This is a genomic window from Vibrio sp. 5S239, from assembly GCF_041439575.1.
In the GTDB taxonomy this organism is placed as follows: domain Bacteria; phylum Pseudomonadota; class Gammaproteobacteria; order Enterobacterales; family Vibrionaceae; genus Vibrio; species Vibrio kanaloae.
Window position 1 is genome coordinate 307,950 of record NZ_JBGOOM010000002.1, and the last position, 26,084, is coordinate 334,033.

Sequence of the window (26,084 nt, forward strand, 5' to 3'; positions counted from 1 at the left end):
TTTTTCTTTTAATTATATGAGTTCAACCTATTTAAAAATTACCGCTGATCTCGCATTCCTACAAGTTCAGCGGTTATGTTCTTTTGGCTAACTTATTCTTCGGATTAGCTTGTTCTTTAAGTTAACTGGGGCGTTGAGCTACTGAATCTCATACCGACTATAGCGAATTCAAAAACGCCAGCAGTGCTTCACGCTCAGTCGCATTCAAAGACAGAACCTTTTGTCTCGCCATTTCTGCTTCACCACCGTGCCAAAGCACCGCTTCCATAACGTTTCTTGCACGACCGTCATGAAGCAAGAAGGTGTGACCGTTCACTTCTTTGGTATAGCCTAATCCCCACAATGGCGTGGTGCGCCACTCATGACCGTTCGCAAGATACTCTGGGCGATTATCGGCTAAGCCTTCACCCATATCATGCAAAAGCATATCGGTGTATGGGCTAATCAACTGTTTCGAAAGAGCAGGCAGACCTTCACGCTCTGCTGTGCGAATTTCAGCTTGGTGACAGCTTTGACAACCAATCTCTTTAAATAGCTTTTTACCTTGAACAACCGTTGGGTTATCGACATTACGACGAATTGGAACCGCTAAGTGCTGCGAATAGAACTCAACGAAGTCGAGGATATTGTCGCTCACTTCTGGCTCACCACCATTTGGGAAGTCATCACAAGTCGATTGCGCTGATGTGCAGTTTTCGTTCGGGAACAAGCTGCTTGTTAGGCCTAAGTCACCGTTAAATGCCGCTGCGTTTTGCTGCATTAGGTTTGGCTGTCCGGCTTTCCAACCGAAGCGACCGAGTGCCATTTCATTGGTTTGAACATCAAGAACATAGTTAGCTTTACCCGACACGCCCTGTTTGTCTGCCAACTGTTGGTCAGCAAATCCTAGAATCGTTTCTTTTGGAATGCTCTCAAGCAAGCCAAGGCCGATCATTGGCGGAGCAACACGAGCTGAAAACTCTGTTTTAGGGTGCATCTCGCCAAAAGCAAGATCAGTAATCTTTAGGGTTGGTTTACGCAGAGTCACGACTGTGCCGTCTTTGAATTCAACCGGAACATCTGTGTAGCTGATGTTCACTTTACCCTCTGGTTTAACACCTTGAAGTGCGAAATCTTGAAGCTGACCACCGTAGGTCGGTTCTGGAATACCACCATCGCGAATAAAGGCTTGTCTCTGATCTGGTGTTTCAGCCGGAATGCTTAAACGAACCAACATGGATACTGCGTTCTCATCGCCTTTTTCTGGCGCGTGACCACGACCATCTTTGATGTGGCAGTTTTGGCAACCATTGGTGTTGAACAATGGCCCCAATCCATCACGAGCATCGGTTGATGATGGCGCAGGCACCCAAGGGTTTCTAAAGAAGCTGTTACCTACGCTGAAATCTAAGCGCTTGCTCATTGGTAAATTGGCAGCAGGAAGAGAAAAAGCATTCGCTCCCTCTTTCTTCACAGTAGTTTTACCACCAGAGTAGGTTTCATGGGCGTGTAATGGAGATAAGAAAAACAGTGCGGTTAATAGTGAGGCTGAGAGATACGACTTCATACATTGCCTTGCTGTGCATTTGATTTTAGTTTTTTTGATAATGACTTTCTTGAATAGCAAACAATTAAGGGCTCAATAAGAGCCCTTGCATTAGTTTTGGCCTCGGGTTCTTAGAACTCGTGATCAGCCGTGTCTGGGTTTAGACTATCAATACCAATCACACCAGCAGCACGCTCAATCGCAGCAGTTTGAGACACTAGCGCAACAATTGTTTTGTTTACTAGTGCGTTACCTGCCGCGTTGTCAGCAGCGATTAGCTGATCGAAGTGCTGGTTGTTTTTCTCAGCAGACGTTACTAATTCACCTACTTGTGCACGCGCTAGGTCAAACTGCTTTTGAATATCTTTCGCAGCTTGCTCATCTTTTTGCTCTACTAGGTCAAACAGGCTTGGGCCTGAAAGCAGAGTGCCGTCTTCACGCTTGTATAGACCCGTGTAAACGTTGTAGATGCCTTGCTCGTTGTAGTAGTGAGAGTTGTGTGTGTTATCAGAGAAACAATCGTGCTCGTCTTCAGTCGAGTTCGCTTCTAGTGCCACCTTCATACGCTCACCCGCTAGCTCACCTAGAGACAGTGAGCCCATACCGAATAGCATTTTACGCAAACCGTTTTCGCTAGATTCAGCAAGAAGTTCTTGACGGTAGTTGCCTTTCTCGCCTTCAGCCCACTGCTTTTCCATCCACTCTAGGTCTTGAATAAGGAGTTCAGCTGATGCTTTTAGGTATGCGCCACGACGGTCACAGTTGCCATTTGTACACTCAGCGCCAACAACGAAATCTGTGTAAGCACGCTCACCTGCACCGCTGTTAGTACCGTTTAAATCTTGGCCCCAAAGTAGGAATTCAATCGCGTGGTAGCCAGATGCCACGTTCGCTTCAGAACCGCCGATCTCGTTAAGGTCTGCGATTAGCTCAGGGGTAATGTTCGTTGCATCAACAGTCGTCTGACCAATTTGAAAAGTCTTGTTTGCCACGATGTTTGCGCTAGCGCCTTCGTTACCAAGCTCATATTGGTAATCAGAAGAAACGTAATCGATCAGGCCTTCATCTAGTGGCCATGCGTTTAGTTGGCCTTCCCAATCATCAACAATAACGTTACCAAAGCGGAACACTTCAGATTGTTGGTAAGGAACACGAGACTCAAGCCAAGCTTGTTTGACTTGTTCGAAGTTACCAGCAGAAGGAGAAGCTAAGAAGGCATCAATAGAAGAGTTCAACGCTTTTGCTGTAACTACTGAATCGGCAAACACTGCATGTGCAATATCTGCGTAATGTTCTACAACTTGATCTTGAGTTACTGCTGCGAAAGAAGAAGCAGAGGCAAAAATGAGTGACGAAGTTACGGCTTTTGTCACTAAAGATTTAATGGTCATGAAGCATCCTTGTTGAGCTTTAAATTATTATTCGTAGTAATAGTGCAAACTATTATCATTTACACTACGGATTAAAATAATACAAACTTACAATTTTATTGCAAGATAAATACAAAAAAACCTCACGAAGGTGAGGTCTTTAAACATTTTTGTGTTTTACGCAACAAAGAGACGAGTCAGATATCTAAATTATGTTTTCCGTGTGAGACTTTTGCCTTGAGGTAGCTTTCGTTCCCCGACTTTATATGGGCAGAGGTCTTTACCACTTCTTCAATCTCAATACCAAAAGATCTAAGCTCATTGATCTTCTTAGGGTTATTGGTCAGCAAACGGATTTTAGTGGTGCCTAAAGCTCGTAGCATTTCAGCTGCTTCTGTAAAATCACGCAAATCATCACCAAAGCCTAGGTGATTATTTGCTTCATACGTGTTCATTCCTTCACTTTGAAGACGGTAAGCATCAATTTTGTTATACAAACCAATACCGCGTCCTTCTTGGCGTAAATAAAGAATCACGCCACCCGTTTCACCCATAATCCTTATGGTTTCGTCTAACTGCTCACCACAGTCACAGCGAGATGAATGGAAAACATCACCAGTAAGACACTCAGAATGCATGCGAACAAGAGGTATGTCTTGTGTCTTATCTGCTGACTTAAATATCACAGCAACATGCTCTTTATCTGTTTTCAAACCATGAAAAGACAGAAGCTCAGCATCAATACTGCTTGTTACCCCTACTTTGAAATCTATTCTGGCACGCACTTCCGCCATAGCTATACTCACTTGAAAATTCGATGTATTTAACAACACTACATTATATGTCTAGGCAATATTTTGTAGCGAACTATCTAATGATAGACACTATGAGGCTGTTAACAATTTTTTTCAAGATCGAACAGGCAAAAATTGTTATGTTATAACAATAAATGTTCACATAAGAAAAAACCCACATTGGCATGGCCAATATGGGTTATAAATAAGTCTAATTGTAGTGGTTGACTAAAACTGTAGTTATACCTTGACCGCTTATCAACCAACTTGTGTTTGCTTCCAGATGACTAATTGAACCCAGGCGTTTTGCAATTCGGTCAACTCTTCCGGGGTCAAAGTAGATACACTTGACTTGGCACTGTATTTTTCGCCCCATTTATCTGCTTGGACATGGGTATGGAACTCTTTTTTTAGATTTGAGATTACGTTATCCACGAATACATCCTTATATAACAGTGCTTAGCCTTTATAATTTTTAATGTTACAAAATACAGGTCAATTGGTAAACAATAATACATGACTTTTATGAGCTCTTTCTAACACTTTTTACTGATAGATATATAAACAAGAGGAATAATAGACTGGGTAGTAGCCAAAGTAATAAGTTTGAAGCGTTCATTGCCGGCTTATAAAGTACAAATTCACCAAACCTTTCCGTCATATATTGAGTAATTTCACGATCACTCTCTCCAGCTTTTACCCTATTGAACACAACAAGACGTAAATCTTTTGCGATGGGAGAATTCGACTCAATAAGGTTTTGATTCTGACATTGCGGACAACGTAGTCTTTTTGCCAAGGAAATAGCTCGCTGCTGCTGTTCTGAGTTGTCAAACTCAAACAGTTCAACTTGAATACTCGTATCTTTATTACTGGCAGTAAACAGGTCTTCAGCCATGGTCGGAAGGCTAATCACTAAAAGAGCTGACAGCATAAACAACGTTTGTATTAGAGACTTCATCATCCATTCACACCATCAAAATACATCGCAAGCTCATCTTTCCATACCGTTTCATTAATCACGCCCGATAGCTTTTTAATGATCTGGCCATCAGCATCGACCAAATACGTTTCAGGTGTGCCGATTACGCCCAACTCTAACGCTAACTTACCTTGCGGGTCACTGATCACGGTTGAGTACGGGTTGCCAGCATTCGATAACACGTTAATCGCAGCCCCAAAGTTATCTCGATAATTAAGCCCGACGATGGGAATGCCTTTATCGTGAAGTTGAAGCAAAAATGAATGTTCGGTTTTACATATCACACACCAAGAAGCCCACACATTAACCAGTTGATAAGGATGCTGCGTGACATCAGTAAGCGTAACTTTCTGCTGACCACTGACGCCTTCACTATTCACTAACACACTCGATGTAAATTCTGGAAATGCCCTTTGTTGTTCAGACACAATGGTCGACTGCTTCTTATTATCAAGCGCAAAGACAAACCCCAGCACCACAATCAATGCTAAGGCAATTAGACTAATTAGCTTGTTACGAACGCTGGTATGCATACTGTGACGCCTTAACGGTTTTCTTTTTACGATGAGTCAATGAGAGCAAAGCGCCGATAATGGAGAACAGCCCACCAAACCAGATCCAGCGCGCATACGCCTTATACTGAACACGAAATGCGTAAGCGGTGGAATCGACTTTCTCTCCCATGGTGATATAAACATCACCATGCCAGAACCATTTCATTGCGGGCTCACTCATGTTCATGACTCGAACTTGGTAATGTCTTCTTTCCGGCGAAATAGAAAAGCTCTGCTCGCCAGACTCTAGGCTGAGTATCGCTTTTTCTGCGGTAAAGTTTGAAGCGACATACAGCTCAGTATCACGATGAGAAAGCGCCCAATCCATGAATTCGACTTCTACGCCTGGGCTTAACTTATAACTGCGCTCATACGAGTGGTAGCTATTCATAGCAGCACCGACCGCTAACACCGCAACCCCAACATGGGCAAAAGTCATCACCCGGACTTTACGTTGGAACTTGGAACTGCGCGTTACTGCCAAGCCATACACATGAGTGAGTAAAACCCAAAATGCGAGTGACCATGTCATTAGTGCCATCACTTGAATCTTCTCTACTTGCAAAGCGTAACAGGCGAACCCGAGACCAATCGATACTAAAGCGATCAGTGTAATAATACCTTTCGATGCTTGAGGCTTAATGCTCAACAAAGGGGCTAAGCCCACAACAACCAACGCAAGCAAAGTCAAAGGTGCAATCAATAAATTAAAGTAAGGTGCGCCGACCGAGATGTTTCCTAGGCCAAGCAATTCAAATACCATTGGATAAAATGTTCCGAACACCACGACAGCAGTCGCCAGAACAAAAATAAGCACCGCGACTAAGCTCAAAAAGCTTTTGCTGGCGAAGCTGGTAATCGGATTAGATTCAAAAGACTCTCCTCTGACGATAAGCAGAGAAAATGAACTCACCAGCACCAGAACTAATATAAGCAGCAGTGTGATCCCTTTGGTTGGGTCGACTGCAAAAGCGTGTACCGATGTGAGTACGCCAGAACGAACAATAAAGGTGCCTAATATACTCAAACAAAACGTAATGAAAGCGAGACTGAGAGACCATTTCAGTAACTGTTGTTTGCCCTTTGCAACGCCTAGGCTGTGCAGTAAAGCGGTCGAAGTAAGCCACGGCAACAAGCTCGCATTTTCAACCGGATCCCAGAACCACCAGCCGCCCCAACCTAATTCGTAATACGCCCACCAAGAGCCAAGAATGATCCCTGCGGTTATAAAGATCCAAGCGACTAGACACCAACTGCGACAATGAGCAACCCAATCAAATTCAATTGGATCAACCAGCAAAGCGGCAACTGCAAATGCCAGCACTACAGAAAACCCGACATAACCAAGGTAAAGTAAAGGCGGGTGAAAGATCAGACCAACATCTTGCAACATTGGGTTAAGGTCACGCCCTTCTAGCGGCAACGTCGAGTTCATTTCAAATGGGTTTGATGCGAACAAGGTGAACCAAGCAAATATCGCGAGTAGCAGATTCATCACCCACAGCACTCGGCTTTGGTATTCATTTGAATAGTGTTTTTGTAAGGCGATAACACCAGACCAGACGCTGATCGTCAGTACCCAAAATAACAAGGAACCTTCATGGCCAGCCCATACGGCCGCTAGCTTAAAAAATGAGGGTAATTGAGTATTTGAATGTTCAGCGACGTATAAGATAGAGAAGTCATCACTGACAAAGGCATAGCCAAGCAATGCGACAGAAGTGAGAGAAAACAGCGCACTTGAAAGAGAGAAACTGCGGATTAAACCTAGATTTTGCGTCCGTTTATTTAGCATTTGGTAAAACGAATGCACACCAATAATGCTGCTGAGTACAGCAACCAACACCAAACTAAACAGCCCCAAATAACCGACCATATCACCTCAATAAGACTCTACCGGAGCAGAGCCAAGTTAAACAATTGTTCGCTTATACTGTTCCAATAAACAGAAGCCAAGTAAGCAGATGCCCAGTATCCAACATCTACTTACTCATTAACTTGCGCGAAATTAAGCTATCGTTAACTGCCCTGCATAAAGGACAAAAGTTCGCAGCATTAATACGCCCATTAGGCTTAACGAAGTCACCGAGAAAATATATACCGAACTATGGCGGATTGAGGTTGGTGTAACGGCATTCAGCAACAATGGTAGAACCATGCCAACACCGATAACGCCATACCAGAACCAACTCGCCCAGAAACCACTGCCAATTGCGTTCCATACTGCTTGCTCACTTTGACCACCAGCGAAGATAAGCCCAGTAAAGAAAGTAATCAGAACAAACAACTCAAACATCACGACCGGACGTTCGAACCCGTGGACCCATGAAATACTCGGGCTATGAGGTGATTCTTTAAAGACCAACACACCAAATAAAATACACGCCGCCGCTCCCGAAGATAAGCTCGAGAATAAGAACAAAATCGGCAGCACTGGGTTATTCAACAGTGGGAAGGTATTTAAAGCTGAAAGCAAGAACCCGGTATAAGCGGCAAGCATTAGAGCAAGAACAGCTAAGAATATTTCCAGAGCATTCTCAAACACTTCTAATTTGCCAATCCAGTTACCGACGAAATCGAGTCGTCCTTTTAACCATGTTTGGTCATTTAAAAATACGACGATTTGATCTCTAAATATAATGCCGATCCAAAGAAATAAGATCACCATATACACTTGGAATAAGATCACACCCATCGACATCACAGACGTTGGGTTATAGAAGATCATGATCTTCCAAAAGGATAACGGTTTTGTCAGATGGAAAACCAAGATCAGCAGACCTGAAATGATCCCAAATGGCGCAAGAAAAGCTGTCGCCTTTAACACACCATTATGAGCAGGATCGCCTTCAATAACCTTGCGCTTAAGGTAAATGGAGATCATTACGGCACCCGCCGACATCCCCGCCAGAAATAGATAAATAGCTATAATCCAGTCCCATACCACGGTACCAGACTGAAAAGCTGCGTCCCATGCACTCATAATCAAATCTCCCCTTTTTGGTGTGGCACTTTATAGAGTTTTGGTTGAGTGCCTAGATAGGCTTTATCTCTGTAAACCACCTCGGATTGAAGTACTTGGTTTATCTCACTCTTAGGGTCATTTAAATCGCCGAATGTCAGCGCTTTGGTTGGGCAAGATTCGACACAAGCAGGCAACTTCCCTTGTGCTAGATTGGTATCACGACAGAAGTTACATTTATCGGCTGACTTGTTCTCTGGATGGAAAAAGCGCACTTGATATGGACACGCTAACAAACAGTAACCACAACCGACACACTTCTCTTTGTGGACATCAACAATGCCCGTTTTTTCATCTTTATAGGCTGCACCTGTTGGGCAAACCATCACACACGGCGCGTTATCACAATGTTGGCAAGAGTTACGAGTAAAACGGTAATCAACATTTGGATATTCACCTTGGGGTTCGCTCTTAATAATTTCTAAGCGCGACACGCCTTCAGGTACTTTATTCACTTCACGACATGCTTCTGTACAAGCAGTACAACCAATACACGCGGTTTCGTCATGAATCATTCCATAACGTTTAGCACCATCTTCTTGAACATTGGCCAACGTTTTACGACTTGTTACCGCCGCCGTTCCTGCAACACCTGTGGTAAAAATAACGGCACCCGCGCCAGCTAAAAAGTTTCTTCTTGAGCAGCTCATAGATTACTCCCCTTCTTTCTTCTGGTTGAAGTCTGAATGGCAATCCACACACAGCTTAATGGTTTGCTTCTTATCTAAGCCCAACACCTTTGCTTCTGTCGCATGAACATCATGGCAGTTTGAACACGTTAAATTTTGTGCGTGAACGTCGTGGGTCCAACTCGCTTCGCGCAGATCATCAGGCTTGTGACAATCGATACATTGGCTATTGGCATCTAAAATTAAGCTAGGATCGAGGAAAACCTTGTCGGTCCCTGGTTGTGATTGAGCCTCACGATACTTCACCACTTTAGGCGCGCCTTCGCGGTGATCGGGGCTAATAGAACTATGACAGTCGGTACAATTTACTTCACGGCCAAGCAAAGCGTGTGCACTTTCACCATGTGAACCCAATACCGTTTCTTTTGAATCTTTATGGCACTGAACACACTTGTAGTCTTTGTCACGGATTAATTCGACTTCATGTCTTGTTGATTCTCCTACTGGCGTAACAGCAGGCTCAGCAACAGCATGAATGGAATAACCATAGAGGCAGAATGCTAGAAGGGATTTAAGCATTATGACTATGGCCAATTTAATATTGCCCATTTTATCCTTTCCTTATACCGGCATTATTTAACTCTCAACTAAATAATACTCCGGTTAAACAAAAGTACCCTTAAACGATATTATTACCGTTTAAATGATATCAATTCTTATTTTGGATAAGCCACAACGCTTTCTATAGTTAGAATATACCTCTAATTGGGTAATACGAAATTTGGATGAGTTAATCTGTGAACGCAATCACCCTATTCATATCATGGTCAATTTAGGTAATTGATTGTTATATATGATAATAATTCTCAGTTAAATTCTAATTAACCTAACCACCAATACCACTTTAGGGTTATATAAACTTCAACGTGATTAAGGTCACTGCCATTAATTGATCTGGGACAATCTATATCCAACACGTAACAAAATGTGTTTGTTTATGAATTAATATAAACAGGAATTCTCCAGTTCTTAATTTGAATAGCAAACTCACAACGCTTGGTATAAGAATCAGTATATTGGAGATATCACTGTGAAAAAGCATTGGATACGTAATTCGGTCACAGCACTATTAATGGTTAGCGCATCACTAGCAAGCGCGACCAGTTTTGCTGCGTCTGAACAAAAAGAAATTGGCGATCCTCGTAACGACCAGTTCGAGCAAAACCACCCAGATCAATATCATTCATGGAGACAGACTTCAGAAAGCGAAACCATAGAAGATGCACTAAAAGAAGATCCCAACATGGTCATCATGTGGGCTGGCTACGGCTTCGCAAAAGATTACAACAAGGCACGTGGTCACTTTTATGCGATTGACGATGTACGACAAACGCTTCGTACTGGCGGCCCAACGGACGAAAGCTCAGGCCCGATGCCAATGGCATGTTGGAGCTGTAAGAGCCCTGACGTAGCACGTGTTATCGAAGAGCGTGGCGAAGATGGTTATTTCGAAGGTAAGTGGGCGCGTCTTGGTAACGAGATCATTAACCCTATTGGCTGTTCAGACTGTCACGATACCCAAAGCGAAGGCTTTAAAAATGGTGAACCAGCACTGAAGGTGACTCGTCCTTATGTTGAACGTGCATTTGAAACAATTGGTAAAAAGTTTGATGATCAAAGCCGTTTAGACCAACAGGCTTCTGTTTGCGCCCAATGTCATGTCGAATACTACTTCACTGGGCCAACCAAAGGCGTGAAATTCCCTTGGGACCAAGGTACAACCGTCGGCGATATGGAACGTTACTATGACGCGATCAACTTTAAAGATTGGACGCATAAAGTATCGAAAGCGCCAATGCTAAAAGCGCAGCACCCTGGTTTCGAAACATGGCGTGAAGGTATCCACGGTAAAAACAAAGTCGTTTGTGCTGACTGTCATATGCCGAAAGTGACTAAAGAAGATGGCACCGTTTATACCGACCATAAAGTGGGTAACCCATTCGACCGCTTCGAAGATACGTGTGCAAACTGTCACACTCAATCGAAAGAAACCATGCGTAACATCGTATCAAGCCGTAAAGCGCAAGTTCTGAACATGAAACTGACTGCTGAGAAGCAAATCGTAGCCGCTCACTTTGAAGCAGGCGCGGCATGGGAAGCGGGTGCGACAGAGCAAGAGATGGAGCCGATCCTACTGGATATCCGTCACGCTCAATGGCGTTGGGACTACGCTATTGCATCTCACGGCATTCATATGCATGCACCTGAAATCGCTCTAGAAGTGCTAGGTACTGCAGTTGACCGTGCAGCGGATGCTCGAACTAAGATTGTTCGTCTACTGGCGAAGAAAGGCATCACCGATCCAATCGAAATTCCAGATATCTCGACAAAAGAAGCGGCTCAAAAAGCGCTTGGAATGGACATGGATAAGATGAACGCTGAGAAACAACACTTCTTAGACACGGTTGTTCCTAAATGGGAAGAGCAAGCTGAAAAGCGTGAAGCCAACTACGAATACTAGTTTCTTCAATTAGACCATTAAGTAAAAACCAGTCACACTATTGTTGTGTGGCTGGTTTTTCTGTTTTAAATATTCAGTTTTAGGTTTGAAGCATTCAAATCAATACCTACTTTCCAATGACCGTTTGCTAATTAAAGGAGTCAACAATGAAGACCTTACTTTCGCTTTCAGCATTATGCATTGCACTACTCTGTTCAGGCGTTCACGCATCAGAGCGCGCAGAGACAGGGTGGGAGTTAATAGAGAAAGGCGCATTAGTTGTTGATGTCAGAACACCTGCAGAGTTCGAACAAGGGCATCTAGACAACGCCATCAACTACCCTCTTTCTGAAGTGGCTACTCACTTTGCTAAGATAGATAAAGACCAACCAATCGTGTTGTATTGCCGCAGTGGCAATCGTTCAGGGCAAGCTTATCAATTCTTGCGCGCTCAAGGATTTACTCAAATCCACAATGCTGGTGGCTTAATAGAAATGCAGGAAAACCAATAGTCTTCGAAATGAGCTCTTAAGTAAGATCGCTACTTTAGCAATTAGCCAAGCTTAACGGATCATCTGTTTGGCTTGGTTGATCGAATGGATTATAGAAACGCGATCAATCCCCTTTTGATTGGAATCGAGAATTTGAGTCCACGCATCAATCGCTTGTTGATAGCGCATGCTAATGAAGTGATCGGTCGCAATCAGCATTAATGCAGTCCGATCGTTTGGATCAAGCTGCATTGAGTGATCCAATAACGCATTCACGTCATCGCTCATCGCTTGAGAACTAAGATAGTAAAGTGCCGTTGCTTTGGCTGCATAGAGTCCAGAAGGTGCTTGAGGATCTAATCGAATCGCGTAGTCGTAACAGGTGAACGCTGCATCAAACTCTCCTTTCTGCATATACACACCACCAAGCTTAAACCACAAACCGGATTGATTTGGGTCTTGCTTAAGGCTTTGCTGAAGCTCATCTTTGAAATCTGTTGCTGTGTAACTATTGCTATCATCCAAAGGAAGTTGAGGTAACTCTTGTTTCAGTTGAGACCAGACAAGCACACTCAAAGCCACTGCAGTAAATAAAATCATCACATTGCCTTTTAGATTACTGCCATTGTTGTTCGCGGCAACAACGATCACCACCAAAAACAGGCTCATCAATAACAAAGCAGCCAGTAACCAGATATCCATTTTACTCTCCCTTTTTATCCGCCCATTCACTCTACCTCTTTCACCACAAAGCAAACTTGATCAAGGTATAGCTATTGGTATTTAACGATTATCCACAAATAGCAGGTAATAAAAAACCGAGCACTTAGGCTCGGTTTTTCAATGGTAAACTTAATTACTTAGCGTAATCGAGATTACTCAGTGTCTTGCTCGCTATCACTTTCAGAGTCAGAAGCATCTGATGCTTGCTCTTCACTTGATTCTGCAACTTCAGCGTTGATAGTTTCAGCATTTGCTTCTTCAGCTTCGCCTTCGACAATCTCAGCTTCTTCTACTTCGTCGATACGTTGTAAACCTACAACATTCTCGTCTCCAGCAGTACGAATCAGTGTTACACCTTGAGTGTTACGACCGACTTGGCTTACTTCCGCGACGTAAGTACGTACCAATGTACCTGCGTCAGTGATCATCATCATCTCATCGCCTTCTTCAACTTGAACCGCACCAACAACCGGGCCATTACGTTCAGAGACTTTGATAGATACTACACCTTGAGTTGCACGACCTTTCGTTGGGTATTCAGCTAGTTCAGTACGCTTACCGTAACCGTTTTGCGTCACAGTTAAGATATCGCCTTCATTTGAAGGAACAATCAATGAAACCACTTGATCGTTTTCTGGAAGTTTCATACCACGAACACCAGAGGCAGTACGACCCATTGCTCGTACTTTGTCCTCATTAAAGCGGACAACCTTGCCCGATTGAGAGAACAGCATAATGTCGCTATCACCATTAGTAATATCAACGCCAATCAATGAATCGTCGTCGCGTAAATTAACAGCAATTAGGCCATTAGCACGTACGTTTGCGAATTGATCCAGAGGTGTCTTTTTAACAGTACCGTCGCCTGTTGCCATGAAGATGAATTTCTCGCTAGAGAACTCAGAAACACGCAGAATAGCCGTAATACGCTCACCTTCTTCTAGAGGAAGAATGTTAATGATAGGCTTACCACGAGCTGTGCGACTTGCTAACGGTAGTTGGTAAACTTTCAGACGGTATGTCTTACCACGTGTAGAGAAACATAAGATGTTATCATGAGTATTAGCGACAAGCAGACGCTCAATGTAATCCTCATCTTTCATCTTAGTAGCACTCTTACCTTTACCACCACGATGCTGGGATTCGTAATCGCTTAGGATTTGGTACTTAACGTAACCTGCGTTAGAAAGCGTTACTACAACGTCTTCTTGAGCAATCAGCTCTTCCATGTCGATATCATGAACTGCCGTTGTGATTTCTGTTCGACGTTCGTCGCCATAGATTTCACGTACCGCTTCAAGTTCTTCACGGATAACTTCCATCAAACGCTCAGTGCTTGCAAGGATATGCATTAGCTCAGCGATTTCTTCTAGAAGTGCTTTGTACTCATCTAGAATCTTCTCGTGCTCAAGGCCAGTTAGGCGGTGAAGACGAAGTTCTAGAATAGCTTGTGCTTGTGTTTCCGTTAGGAAGTATTGGCCATCGCGGATGCCGTATTGGTCTTCCAACCAATCAGGACGAGCCGCATCAGTACCAGCACGTTCAAGCATGGAAGCAACGTTACCAAGATCCCATCCGCGCGCCACTAAGCCAGCTTTTGCTTCAGCTGGTGTTGGAGCGTTACGGATAAGCTCGATGATTTCATCGATGTTAGCCAGTGCTAGAGACAGTGCTTCAAGGATGTGTGCACGGTCACGCGCTTTCTTCAGCTCAAAGATAGTACGACGAGTCACTACTTCGCGACGGTGGTCTACGAAGCACTTAAGCATATCTTTGATGTTGAACAACTGTGGTTGACCGTTGTTCAACGCAACCATGTTGATGCCGAAAGTCGTTTGCAGTTGAGTCTGTGAGTAAAGGTTGTTCAGAACAACTTCACCTACAGCATCACGCTTACATTCAATAACAATACGCATACCATCTTTATCAGATTCGTCACGTAGAGCGCTGATGCCTTCAACTTTCTTGTCTTTTACAAGTTCTGCAATCTTCTCGATCAAACGAGCTTTGTTTACTTGGTAAGGAATTTCAGTAACGATAATGGTTTCTTTACCATTATTTTCTACTTCAATATTCGCTTTTGAACGCATGTAAACTTTACCGCGGCCAGTCTTATAAGCATCAACGATGCCTTTACGACCACTGATAAGTGCTGCTGTCGGGAAATCAGGACCAGGGATATAGTCCATTAGCTCATCAATAGTAATATCTTCATTATTGATAAATGCTAAACAGCCATCAACAACTTCACCAAGGTTGTGTGGTGGGATGTTAGTAGCCATACCTACTGCGATACCAGAAGCACCGTTTACCAATAGATTAGGAATTTTTGTAGGAAGTACTGCTGGAATTTGCTCTGTACCATCGTAGTTCGGTACGTAATCCACAGTTTCCTTATCAAGGTCAGCCAGGAGCTCGTGAGCAATTTTCGCCATACGAACTTCGGTATAACGCATTGCAGCCGCGGAGTCGCCATCGATAGAACCAAAGTTACCTTGGCCATCAACTAGCATATAACGCAGTGAGAACGGTTGAGCCATACGAACAATCGTATCGTATACCGCACTATCACCATGCGGGTGGTATTTACCGATTACATCACCTACTACACGAGCAGACTTTTTATATGGTTTGTTCCAATCATTACCTAGTACATTCATCGCGAACAAAACGCGGCGGTGTACAGGCTTTAGGCCATCACGCACATCTGGAAGGGCACGACCAACGATGACGGACATCGCGTAGTCTAGGTATGAACCTCTAAGCTCATCTTCAATATTTACGGGCGTGATCTCTTTCGCTAGATCGCTCATAGAGCCATTTTCCCTCTATAGTCAGATCGTATTTTTGAATACGTATAAGACCGAAAAATATAACACAAATTTACCTACGGAGGCATCACTTTCCCTCTCCTTTTACCATCTTGTGACCCTTGTAGCCAATCAATTGATGAGAAATTGCACCTCCGCGTCATATCTCGCTGAAACATGGTCACTTTACACCCAATAAATTAGCAAAATTGTAGATCTTCTGGTCAAGGCGAAAAGGCAAGCTATAATGCCTGCAATTTCATGGATGCATTATTTAACTTGGAAATGCCCGATTATGACTAAATCACAGAATGTAGACCCAGCAGAAATCAAGAAATTCGAAGACATGGCATCACGCTGGTGGGATCTAGAAGGCGAGTTTAAGCCATTACATCAGATCAACCCACTTCGCCTAAATTATGTACTAGAGAAAACCGAAGGCCTGTTTGGCAAGAAAGTACTCGATGTTGGCTGCGGCGGTGGCATTTTGGCTGAAAGCATGGCCGTTGAAGGCGCAGTAGTGACAGGTCTAGACATGGGTACAGAGCCGCTTGAAGTAGCTCGCTTGCATGCATTAGAAACCGGTACCAAGCTAGATTACATTCAGAGCACAATCGAAGACCACGCAGAAGAAAACCCACAAACTTACGATGTGGTGACTTGTATGGAAATGTTAGAGCATGTGCCTGACCCACAATCGGTGATTAACGCATGTTCAAAGTTAGTGAAACCTGGCGGCCACGTATTCTTTTCTACCTTGAACCGGAATTTCAAATCTTACTTGTTTGCAATTGTTGGTGCGGAGAAGCTATTAAAGATCGTTCCAAAGGGCACTCATGAGCACGAGAAGTTCATTCGCCCTGCTGAACTTATCAAGATGATTGATAACACACCGCTGCAAGAACTAGGGATTACAGGGCTGCACTACAACCCATTAACGGACACTTACCGTTTAGGGATAAATGTGGACGTTAACTACATCGTTCACACCCAAAATTTCGCCTAAAAAATATCGACACCCCAACCGTAAAATTATTTAGCAAATAGGCTCACGAAAAAGGTTGCAATTAACATAAGTTTGCGACTTTTTTCAGTCTAAATTTCGTGCGCTAGCTTCCATTTTGACCACCTCGATTTAAATTTAATCGTCTAAAATCCGTCGCCTATTTTGCTCAAAGATCAAGGGATTTTTTTTTATGGGCGAGCAAAAATAAAGCATCATGAAAAACCGAATTTTATACAATCAAGTCGCATCTAACTTCATCAGTTAGTGGTTACTTACAGTTTTTTTTCAATCCACCACTTATCCACAAGCACTCCCATTTCTTTACCTTGAAAAATATCGGATGTAGCACTATCTTGTAACCCAACAAACAAATGACCCCTATATGTTGTGTTTGAACTACAATGTATGGGTAGACCAAGATCACAAGGCCGGAACGTAATTTACAAAAATTACACAGAAACACACAAAAACACGGCCTTGTTCAGTTTTGTTAGGGAAATTAAGCAGAATGAACCAACAACTTACTGTTACCAAGCGTAACGGGCGCAAAGAAACTATCGATCTAGAGAAGATCCATCGCGTGATCACATGGGCAGCTGAAGGCTTGCACAATGTTTCTGTATCACAAGTAGAATTGAAAGCTCACATTCAGTTTTACAATGGCATCACCACAACTGACATTCATGAAACAATCATCAAGTCAGCAGCGGATTTAATCTCTGAAGAGACTCCTGATTATCAATATCTAGCAGCACGCCTGTCAGTATTCCACCTACGTAAAAAAGCATACGGTGAATACGAGCCGCCTGCGCTTTATGACCACGTGGCAAAACTGGTTGATATGGGTAAGTACGATAAACACCTAATGGAAGACTACACGAAAGCTGAGTTCGACGAGCTTGACGAGTATATCGACCACAAACGTGACTTAGACTTTTCTTATGCAGCGGTTAAGCAGCTTGAAGGTAAATACTTCGTGCAAAACCGCGTAACAAAAGAAATCTACGAGAGTGCTCAGTTCCTTTACATCCTAGTTGCTGCGTGTCTATTCGCTAAATACCCGAAATCGACTCGTCTTGACTACATCAAACGTTTCTACGACGCATCGTCTACGTTTAAGATTTCTCTACCTACACCGATCATGTCTGGTGTACGTACACCTACTCGTCAATTCAGTTCTTGTGTACTGATCGAATGTGGTGACAGCCTAGATTCAATCAACGCAACAGCAAGCTCAATTGTTCGTTACGTGTCGCAACGTGCTGGTATTGGTATTAACGCAGGTCGTATTCGTGCGATTGGTTCTGAGATCCGCAATGGTGAAGCGTTCCACACTGGCTGTATCCCTTTCTACAAGTACTTCCAAACAGCAGTGAAATGTTGTTCTCAAGGTGGTGTTCGTGGTGGTGCAGCAACTGTGTTCTACCCACTATGGCACGGTGAAGTTCAGTCTCTATTAGTACTGAAAAACAACCGCGGTGTTGAAGAGAATCGTGTTCGTCATATGGACTACGGTGTGCAGCTGAACAAGCTTATGTACTCTCGACTTGTGCAAGGTGGCAACATCAGTCTGTTCTCTCCGTCAGACGTACCTGGCCTTTACGATGCGTTCTTCGAAAATCAAGACCGTTTTGAAGAGCTATACGTTAAGTATGAAAACGATCCTTCAGTAAAACGCGAAACAGTCAAAGCCGTTGAGCTATTCTCTCTGCTAATGCAAGAGCGTGCTTCTACTGGTCGTATCTACATTCAGAACGTTGACCACTGTAATACACACAGCCCGTTTGATTCTGAGGTAGCACCAGTTCGTCAATCGAACCTATGTTTAGAAATCGCGCTACCAACTAAGCCGCTTTCTAACGTAGAAGATAACGAAGGCGAAATTGCATTATGTACGCTTTCAGCATTCAACCTTGGTGCAATCAACGAGCTTGATGACCTAGCAGAGCTTTCTGAATTGGTTGTTCGTGCCCTAGATGCGCTCCTTGACTACCAAGACTACCCGCTTCCAGCTGCATACAAGTCAACAATGAACCGCCGTACTTTAGGTGTGGGTGTAATCAACTACGCATACTACCTAGCTAAAAATGGTGTTAAGTACTCTGACGGCAGTGCAAATGGCCTGACTCACCGCACATTTGAAGCAATTCAATACCACTTGCTAAAAGCATCTGTTGACTTAGCGAAAGAGCAAGGTCGTTGCCCATCTTTCCACGAGACCAACTACGCGAAAGGCCTACTGCCAATCGATACTTACAAAAAAGATATCGACTTAGTATGTGAAGAGCCATTGCACTACGATTGGGATTATCTACGTGAAGAGATCATGGAGCACGGTCTGCGTAACTCTACGCTAACAGCACTTATGCCTTCTGAGACATCGTCTCAAATCTCGAACGCAACTAACGGTATCGAGCCACCACGTGGCTATGTCTCAGTGAAAGCATCGAAAGATGGCATCCTGAAGCAAGTAGTTCCTGATTTCCTAAATCTTAAAGAGAACTACGAGCTGCTTTGGAACATTGGTTCTAACGATGGTTACCTGCACCTAGTAGGTATCATGCAAAAATTCGTTGACCAAGCTATCTCTGCAAACACTAACTATGATCCAAGTATTTACGGCAGCGGTAAAGTACCAATGAAGCAACTGCTTCAAGACCTACTAACAGCGTACAAGTACGGTGTTAAGACGCTTTACTACCATAACACTCGTGATGGTGCTAAAGACGACCAAGGCGATGCAGTTCAAGTGCCGGAAGAAGATTGTGAAGGCGGCGGTTGTAAGATATAAACTGCAATAAACATTAAGACCCCAGAGAAGTTATCTTCTCTGGGTTTAAAGCATTAACAGGGTCCGTTTTATTACGGATCTTTAAAGGATTTGAGGCATTTATGGCTTACAGTACTTTTTCTCAGAAAAAAAATGATCAACTAAAAGAACCAATGTTCTTAGGTCAGTCGGTAAACGTTGCACGTTATGACCAACAAAAATTCGAGATCTTCGAAAAGCTTATCGAGAAGCAGCTTTCTTTCTTCTGGCGTCCAGAAGAAGTAGACGTGTCTAGCGACCGTATCGACTACAACAAGCTACCTGAGCATGAAAAGCACATCTTCATCTCTAACTTGAAGTACCAAACGCTTCTAGATTCTATCCAAGGCCGCAGCCCTAACGTTGCCCTGCTTCCATTGGTATCTCTACCAGAAGTGGAAACTTGGATTGAAACTTGGTCTTTCTCTGAAACGATTCACTCTCGTTCTTACACGCACATCATCCGTAACATCGTGAATGATCCAGGCGTAGTATTCGACGACATCGTTGAAAACGAAGAGATTCTGAAGCGTGCGAAAGACATCGCGTTTTACTACGACAATTTGATCAAGCTAACGGCAGACTACCATCGCTACGGCGAAGGCAACCACAGCATCAACGGCGAAGACGTTAAGATTTCACTTCATGACCTGAAGAAGAAACTTTACCTATGCCTAATGTCTGTAAACGCACTAGAAGCAATCCGTTTCTACGTGAGCTTTGCATGTTCATTTGCATTCGCTGAGCGTGAGCTAATGGAAGGTAACGCTAAAATCATCAAGCTAATCGCTCGTGATGAAGCGCTTCACCTAACTGGTACTCAGCACATGATCAACTTGCTACGTAACGGTCAAGACGACTTCGCATTCATGCAAATCGCTGAAGAGTGCAAGCAAGAGTGTTTTGACCTATTCAAGGAAGCAGCCGAGCAAGAGAAAGAGTGGGCAGAATACCTATTCAAAGATGGCTCTATGATAGGTCTAAACAAAGACATTCTTTGCCAATACGTTGAATACATTACCAACATCCGTATGCAAGCGGTTGGCTTAGGTACTGCTTACCCAGAAGCAACGTCGAACCCAATCCCATGGATCAACGCATGGTTATCTTCAGATAACGTACAAGTTGCTCCACAAGAAGCTGAAATCAGTTCTTACCTAGTTGGTCAAATCGACAATGAAGTAAAAGCTGACGACTTTGAAGGATTTGAGCTGTAATGCCAACAATCAAAATCAACAAGCTGACTTCGATTGAATCTAACCCTTCAAACACTCTGTTGGAAACAATGGAACAAGCTGGGTTAGAGCCAGAATACAACTGCCGAGATGGTCACTGTGGCGCTTGCCGCTGCACGTTGGATTCTGGTGAGGTCGAGTACGTTGGTTTTGCTATGGCTTACACGCAAGGTAATGAAATATTGCCTTGTATCTGTAAAGCAAAGACTGAGCTATCGCTGAGTAACGTTATTCATAGAAACAAGCAAAAACGCGCATAAGCCAACTTGCTTTAGGTCGCTTTGTTCGGATATCGTCAATAAGAATTTAAAAGGGTCCGCTTCCTTAGGAATGCGGACCCTTTTCTATTTATGTCTTTAGGTATCTTTAGACGACTCGTCTATCACTCAACCAAAGTCTTCCTGTTGATTTGTGCCATACAAGACCCAACGTTTACTGCTGAGTCAGGTTAAGAGTCACAGAGCCAATATAACAAGCGCTTCGGCACTCTCCACAGCCGTTACACTTATCTTTGTCCACCGTAGGTAACTCTCCTACTTCGATGTGTATCGCACCTGCTGAACACGCAGTTTGGCATGCTGAACAATCCATTTGCATGTAATTGTTACAGCTATCAGCAAAGCTCGGCTTGAGGTCGATATAAGGCGTGATCGTTGGATGAAGTGCGCCAGTCGGACACACTTCACTGCATTTGTTACACATAGAACAACTGTTGTAATCCAAATTCAGCAGCGCACTGCCTTCTAGCATCTCAATAACGCTATTTGGACACGCTTGTTCACACAGCCCACAACCGTCGCAAAGACGCTCAAACAACACCTCATCGACTGCTCTTGGCGGCCTTGCGTGCAAGCGCTGTGATACCTCTTCATAATTCGCGGCTGCTTTAACTGGTTTAGAAAGTCGAGTTAAGAAACCGCGCCTATTTGAGTTTATTTGTTCAGACATTAGTCGACATATAACTTTTTAGTAGCAACATTTAAATTATATTCAGATGTTAATTTCTTAAGCCAATTTATTACATCACTTGATAGCTTCTTATAAAATGATAAATCTGATGATGTATTTAATTTATCTAAATAAGTAGAAGACCAAGGTAATAAGTGACACTCCAGCAATTCACGGGCTGAATCGATATTATTTTTTTCTAACAAATACGTATGGGCGAATAACATTAAACCAAATTGATCTTCTGGCTCTCTTAACCCCGTGTCTAATTCAATCTGATTCAATTCTAAAAACTGGCGATACTCAACCGTAGAAGCGCCGAACACAACGCGGTCTTTATCTAGGTACACAGAACCCCAAGGCGGAGCTGGCATGTCTCCAACGCCTTCAAACAGGCGGCTGAACTCTGCTGCGAGCGCATCTTCGTCTTTGCCTCTCAATGCCTGTAAGCATTCTTCAGAGAGCACTTCGCTCTCAACCAAAGCTTCAACAATGGTGACCAACTGTTCTTTACTTGTCGCTTGATAAAATAGCGAACCCAATAATTTATGCGTATCGATAATCATTATTATTTATACCGTTATAGGTTTAAAGATAATTATATAAACAAGGCGATTTAATTCTTTGATCTATTTTATACATTCGATTAATAAGATTTAAATTTCGCTCTTATTTGATGCCAGTCAATCAACAATCCGAAATAAAAACATAAATAACAAACTACCTATAAAGTGCTAGTCATCAATAGCAAAAGGCATCTTAGAATGACGAATAAAAAAGAATCTGGGGTAATGAATCTTACTCGAAGAGGCTTCATGAAAGCTTCTTCTGCAGTAGGTAGTGCAGCCGCACTTGCGAGCGGTATCGCTTTACCTTTCAAATCCAAACCAGTAGCGGCTGCGGTTGCTGAGAATGTGGATGAGAAAATCGTATGGAGTGCATGCACAGTAAACTGTGGCTCTCGCTGCCCGTTACGTATGCATGTACAAAACGGTGAGATCAAATACGTAGAAACAGACAACACAGGTACTGACGAATACGGTCATCACCAAGTTCGTGCGTGTCTACGTGGTCGCTCGATGCGCCGCCGTGTTTACAACCCAGATCGCCTAAAATACCCAATGAAACGTGTAGGTAAACGTGGTGAAGGTAAGTTTAAGCGTATTAGCTGGGAAGAGGCTTATGATGAAGTCGCCGGCACCATGCAACGCCTTATCAAAGACTACGGTAACGACACTATCTACCTAAACTACGGTACAGGTACGCTTGGCGGTACGGTTACTAAATCTTGGCCACCAGCTCAAACGCTGATTGCTCGTCTAATGAACCTGAGTGGTGGTTACCTAAACCATTACGGTGACTACTCAACAGCGCAAATCACGAAAGGCTTGAGCTACACCTACGGTGGTTGGGCGAACAACAACTCTTTCTCTGACCTAGAGAACACCAAGCTTAATATCCAATTTGGTAACAACCCTGCCGAGACACGTATGTCTGGCGGCGGTCTGATCCACCACTACGTAGAAAGCAAAAACAAATCGAACGCAAGAACGATCATCATCGACCCTCGCTACACCGATACTGCCGGTGGTCGTGAAGATCAATGGATTCCAATTCGTCCTTCTACGGATGCGGCATTGGTAGCGGGTCTTGCACACGTGATGATCACGGAAGACCTTGTCGACCAACCGTTCCTAGACAAATACTGCGTCGGTTATGACGAAAAAACTCTGCCTGCATCAGCGCCTAAAAACAGCGACTACAAATCTTACATCCTAGGTTTAGGTGAAGATGGCGTAGAGAAAACACCAGAGTGGGCTTCTAAGATCACCGGTATTCCCGTTGATACTATCGTCAAGCTTGGCCGTGAAATGGGCACAGCAAAACCGTGCGCAATCCACCAAGGCTGGGGCCTGCAACGTACTGCGAACGGTGAGCTAGCGTGTCGTGCAATCGCGATGCTGTCACTGCTCACTGGTTCTGTGGGTGTATCAGGCGGTTCAACAGGTGCTCGTGAAAGCGACATCAACATTCCATTTGTGCGCTTCCCTACTGTGCCAAACCCAGTTGAAACGTCTATTTCAATGTTCATGTGGACAGACGCTATTTACCGTCACCATGAAATGACCGACATCACTGATGGTGTTCGCGGTGCAGAGCGCCTTAAGAACCCAATCAAGATGATCTGGAACTACGCAGGTAACTGCATCATCAACCAACACTCAGACATCAACAAAACTCACGCGATTCTTCAAGATGAGAGTGCGTGTGAAATGATTGTTGTGATTGATAACCATATGACGTCTTCAGCGAAATACGCCGACATCATCCTGCCTGACTTAACAACATCAGAGCAAGACGACTGGTGTATGGATGGTAAAGCATCGAACATGCCTTACTTCATCTATGCACAGAAAGCGATTGAGCCTCAGTTCGAAGCGAAATCTATCTACGAGATGTGTACTCAGCTTGCTAAGCGCATGGGCGTAGAAAAAGAGTTCACCGAAGGCCGTACTCAAGAGCAATGGATTGAGCACCTTTACGCTGAAACTCGTAAGAATGATCCAACACTGCCAACCTTCGAAGAGATGAAAGAGCTGGGTATCTACAAACGTAGCTACGACCACCACTACATCGCTTACGAAGACTTCCGTAAAGATCCAGAAGCGAACCCACTGACCACACCAAGTGGCAAGATTGAGATCTACTCAGAGCAACTGGCTGATATCGCGAAGACTTGGAAGCTGAAAGAAGACGAAGTGATTCACCCACTTCCGATTTACGCGGACTCTTTTGAAGGTCATAACGATCCACTAGCAGAGAAGTACCCACTTCAGCTAACCGGTTTCCACTACAAGGCTCGTACTCACTCAACTTACGGCAACGTTGCAGAAATCAAAGCAGCAGCACCGCAAGAGTTGTGGATCAACCCGATCGATGCAAAAGAACGTGGTATTGAAAGCGGCGACATGGTGAGTATTTTCAACGACCGTGGCGAAGTACACATTCCAGCGAAAGTGACACCTAGGATTCTTCCTAGAGTTGTCGCACTAGGCGAAGGTGCATGGTACGCACCAGATGGTCAGAAGATCGACCATACAGGCTCTATCAACGTGCTGACGACTCAGCGCCCGAGCCCACTTGCTAAGGGTAACCCTCAGCATACAAACCTAGTTCAAATCAAAGCGCTAAAGAAAGCATAAGGTAGGTTGGAATGAAACAATACGGCTTTTACATTGATTCAAGTAAATGCACGGGTTGTAAAACCTGTCAGCTTGCTTGTAAAGATTATAACGATCTAGACATCAAAACGAACTACCGTCGCGTATACGAATATGCCGGTGGTGGCTTCACTCAAGATGGCGATACCTGGGTTCAGAAAGATGTCTTTTCTTACTACCTTTCTATCGCTTGTAACCACTGTACTAACCCAGCGTGTGTGAAAGTGTGTCCTTCGGGCGCGATGCACAAACGTGATGAAGACGGTTTGGTTGTGGTTGATGAGAGCGTATGTATTGGTTGTCAGCACTGTAGCAATGCGTGCCCTTACGGCGCACCACAATACAATGCTAAGAAAGGTCACATGACCAAATGCGATGGTTGTTACCAACGTGTTTCTGAAGGCAAACAGCCTATCTGTGTTGAGTCTTGCCCACTTCGTGCATTGGAGTTTGGTGAAATCAATACACTTCGCGAAAAGTACGGCTCCGGTGCGGATGTGGCGCCATTGCCATCTTCAACAGAAACGCTACCGAACATCGTGATTAAGCTGAACAAAAACGCGAAGCCGACTGGCGATACCAGTGGTCACCTAGCAAACCCGAAGGAGGTGTAAGATGATTTTTCATGAGTGGTCTTTAATCTTCTTTACTGTGCTGGCGCAAACTGCGGTTGGTGGTTACTTACTGATTGGCGCACGTGCACTGGTACTTGGTCATGACGAAGAGAAGCTGAACAGCTACGAGGTTCCAATGTTCATTCTATGGGCACTAATGGGGCTTGGCTTCATGTTCTCGACAACGCACCTTGGTTCTCCACTGCGCGCGTTTAATGCCTTTAACCAACTAGGCTCTGCTTGGTTGTCTAACGAAGTGTTCTTCGGTGCAGCATTCTTCGCTGTCGGTGGCCTGCAATGGCTATTGTCTGTGCTTAAGAAAGGTGGCGTAGCTATCCAGAAAGCACTGATGGTTGGCGCGATGGTGTTGGGTGTTATCTTCATGTACGCGATGATTAACGTATACATGATCAATACAGTACCAACGTGGGACAATATCTACACACCATTGAGCTTCATCATGACGATGGTTGTGGGCGGCTTGCTGCTGTCTCAGTTTGTGATTGTATTGGCAAACGACAGCCGCTTTACGGTTGACCGTAACATCACCATGCTGGCTGTTATCGCTGTTGCTATCAGCTTGCTTGTGACAGTAGGCAAACTGAACCTAATCGGTGACATCCAAACTTCAGCAGCAAAAGCATCTGAGTTGGTTGACGGTTTAGGCAGCTATGTGATTCTTCAAGTTGCATTACTGATGGCAAGCTTGTTGATTTGGATTCTACCTATGCTGAACAAAGCAAAAGTGAATCCAGTTAACCTTGGCTTAGCACTAGTATTGTTCTTGGCTTCAGAGTTAATCGGCCGTGGTTTGTTCTACAGCCTACATATGACAAGCGGTTTGTAATCGA

23 protein-coding genes are annotated in these 26,084 nt (G+C 43.9%); 9 read left to right on the plus strand and 14 right to left on the minus strand.

The features are described 5' to 3' along the window. Positions 1–157: 157 nt before the first annotated feature. The 10 genes from ACED48_RS03420 to nrfB form a co-directional block, all read right to left on the minus strand. Positions 158–1,546 (minus strand): di-heme oxidoredictase family protein, encoded by a 1,389-nt coding sequence (locus ACED48_RS03420; RefSeq protein WP_017055146.1) that lies wholly within the window; start codon positions 1,544–1,546, stop codon positions 158–160. 110 nt (positions 1,547–1,656) lie between these two features. Next, complete coding sequence (locus ACED48_RS03425) at positions 1,657–2,916, minus strand: imelysin family protein (protein ID WP_017055145.1); 1,260 nt, start codon at positions 2,914–2,916, stop codon at positions 1,657–1,659. A 176-nt stretch (positions 2,917–3,092) separates the two neighbouring features. Then, positions 3,093–3,689, minus strand: a complete 597-nt coding sequence (gene ribA, locus ACED48_RS03430; RefSeq protein ID WP_017055144.1) for a GTP cyclohydrolase II — start codon at positions 3,687–3,689, stop codon at positions 3,093–3,095. 258 nt (positions 3,690–3,947) lie between these two features. Continuing rightward, complete coding sequence (locus ACED48_RS03435) at positions 3,948–4,124, minus strand: hypothetical protein (protein ID WP_017055143.1); 177 nt, start codon at positions 4,122–4,124, stop codon at positions 3,948–3,950. Between the two features lie 88 nt (positions 4,125–4,212). After that, on the minus strand, positions 4,213–4,653 hold the full coding sequence (locus ACED48_RS03440; RefSeq protein ID WP_017055142.1) for a cytochrome c-type biogenesis protein CcmH: 441 nt from the start codon (positions 4,651–4,653) through the stop codon (positions 4,213–4,215). Next, positions 4,650–5,204: a DsbE family thiol:disulfide interchange protein gene (locus tag ACED48_RS03445; protein ID WP_017055141.1), complete on the minus strand. Its 555-nt coding sequence runs from the start codon at positions 5,202–5,204 to the stop codon at positions 4,650–4,652. Before ACED48_RS03445 ends, ACED48_RS03440 begins: the two co-directional genes overlap by 4 nt. Beyond that, entirely contained in the window at positions 5,185–7,101 is a 1,917-nt protein-coding gene (locus ACED48_RS03450; RefSeq protein ID WP_017055140.1) for a heme lyase CcmF/NrfE family subunit, read from the minus strand. Before ACED48_RS03450 ends, ACED48_RS03445 begins: the two co-directional genes overlap by 20 nt. 132 nt (positions 7,102–7,233) lie before the next feature. Continuing rightward, positions 7,234–8,208 carry a cytochrome c nitrite reductase subunit NrfD gene (gene nrfD / locus ACED48_RS03455; RefSeq protein WP_017055139.1) on the minus strand — a complete coding sequence of 325 codons (975 nt, stop codon included), beginning with the start codon at positions 8,206–8,208 and terminating at the stop codon, positions 7,234–7,236. A 2-nt stretch (positions 8,209–8,210) separates the two neighbouring features. Further along, entirely contained in the window at positions 8,211–8,897 is a 687-nt protein-coding gene (nrfC, locus tag ACED48_RS03460) for a cytochrome c nitrite reductase Fe-S protein (RefSeq protein ID WP_009848842.1), read from the minus strand. Positions 8,898–8,900: 3 nt separating this feature from the next. After that, positions 8,901–9,485, minus strand: a complete 585-nt coding sequence (gene nrfB, locus ACED48_RS03465) for a cytochrome c nitrite reductase pentaheme subunit (RefSeq protein WP_017055138.1) — start codon at positions 9,483–9,485, stop codon at positions 8,901–8,903. Between the two features lie 481 nt (positions 9,486–9,966). Here nrfB and nrfA point away from each other — a divergent pair, with 481 nt between their 5' ends. Together nrfA and ACED48_RS03475 are read left to right on the plus strand one after the other, a co-directional pair. After that, a complete protein-coding gene (nrfA, locus tag ACED48_RS03470; protein ID WP_017055137.1) occupies positions 9,967–11,397 on the plus strand; it encodes an ammonia-forming nitrite reductase cytochrome c552 subunit in 1,431 nt (476 codons plus the stop codon). A 146-nt stretch (positions 11,398–11,543) separates the two neighbouring features. Beyond that, the gene (locus ACED48_RS03475; protein WP_017055136.1) at positions 11,544–11,888 is read left to right on the plus strand and encodes a rhodanese-like domain-containing protein; all 345 of its coding nucleotides are present in this window, start codon (positions 11,544–11,546) and stop codon (positions 11,886–11,888) included. Between the two features lie 51 nt (positions 11,889–11,939). On the opposite strand, the gene ACED48_RS03480 is transcribed toward ACED48_RS03475, so the two are convergent. After that, a complete protein-coding gene (locus ACED48_RS03480; protein WP_017055135.1) occupies positions 11,940–12,569 on the minus strand; it encodes a tetratricopeptide repeat protein in 630 nt (209 codons plus the stop codon). 173 nt (positions 12,570–12,742) lie between these two features. After that, positions 12,743–15,403 carry a DNA gyrase subunit A gene (gene gyrA, locus ACED48_RS03485; protein WP_017055134.1) on the minus strand — a complete coding sequence of 887 codons (2,661 nt, stop codon included), beginning with the start codon at positions 15,401–15,403 and terminating at the stop codon, positions 12,743–12,745. 292 nt (positions 15,404–15,695) lie between these two features. Here gyrA and ubiG point away from each other — a divergent pair, with 292 nt between their 5' ends. The 4 genes from ubiG to yfaE all read left to right on the plus strand — a co-directional run bounded on the left by ubiG (position 15,696) and on the right by yfaE (position 20,710). Then, a complete protein-coding gene (gene ubiG / locus ACED48_RS03490; RefSeq protein WP_017055133.1) occupies positions 15,696–16,406 on the plus strand; it encodes a bifunctional 2-polyprenyl-6-hydroxyphenol methylase/3-demethylubiquinol 3-O-methyltransferase UbiG in 711 nt (236 codons plus the stop codon). Positions 16,407–16,914: 508 nt separating this feature from the next. After that, complete coding sequence (nrdA, locus tag ACED48_RS03495; protein ID WP_017055132.1) at positions 16,915–19,197, plus strand: class 1a ribonucleoside-diphosphate reductase subunit alpha; 2,283 nt, start codon at positions 16,915–16,917, stop codon at positions 19,195–19,197. 101 nt (positions 19,198–19,298) lie between these two features. Further along, the gene (gene nrdB / locus ACED48_RS03500) at positions 19,299–20,432 is read left to right on the plus strand and encodes a class Ia ribonucleoside-diphosphate reductase subunit beta (protein WP_017055131.1); all 1,134 of its coding nucleotides are present in this window, start codon (positions 19,299–19,301) and stop codon (positions 20,430–20,432) included. Further along, entirely contained in the window at positions 20,432–20,710 is a 279-nt protein-coding gene (yfaE, locus tag ACED48_RS03505; RefSeq protein ID WP_010438115.1) for a class I ribonucleotide reductase maintenance protein YfaE, read from the plus strand. Before nrdB ends, yfaE begins: the two co-directional genes overlap by 1 nt. A gap of 172 nt (positions 20,711–20,882) precedes the next feature. On the opposite strand, the gene napF is transcribed toward yfaE, so the two are convergent. After that, entirely contained in the window at positions 20,883–21,398 is a 516-nt protein-coding gene (napF, locus tag ACED48_RS03510; protein WP_017055130.1) for a ferredoxin-type protein NapF, read from the minus strand. Then, on the minus strand, positions 21,398–21,964 hold the full coding sequence (locus ACED48_RS03515) for a molecular chaperone (RefSeq protein WP_017055129.1): 567 nt from the start codon (positions 21,962–21,964) through the stop codon (positions 21,398–21,400). Before ACED48_RS03515 ends, napF begins: the two co-directional genes overlap by 1 nt. 198 nt (positions 21,965–22,162) lie before the next feature. Here ACED48_RS03515 and ACED48_RS03520 point away from each other — a divergent pair, with 198 nt between their 5' ends. Genes ACED48_RS03520 through ACED48_RS03530 form a run of 3 tightly spaced genes read left to right on the plus strand, consistent with a single transcriptional unit; the run spans position 22,163 to position 26,080 of the window. Next, entirely contained in the window at positions 22,163–24,601 is a 2,439-nt protein-coding gene (locus ACED48_RS03520; RefSeq protein WP_017055128.1) for a DmsA/YnfE/YnfF family dimethyl sulfoxide reductase, read from the plus strand. Positions 24,602–24,612: 11 nt separating this feature from the next. Beyond that, the gene (locus ACED48_RS03525) at positions 24,613–25,233 is read left to right on the plus strand and encodes a DMSO/selenate family reductase complex B subunit (RefSeq protein ID WP_004733360.1); all 621 of its coding nucleotides are present in this window, start codon (positions 24,613–24,615) and stop codon (positions 25,231–25,233) included. 1 nt (position 25,234) lies between these two features. After that, positions 25,235–26,080 (plus strand): DmsC/YnfH family molybdoenzyme membrane anchor subunit, encoded by an 846-nt coding sequence (locus ACED48_RS03530; protein ID WP_017055127.1) that lies wholly within the window; start codon positions 25,235–25,237, stop codon positions 26,078–26,080. The last annotated feature ends 4 nt before the right edge of the window (positions 26,081–26,084 follow it).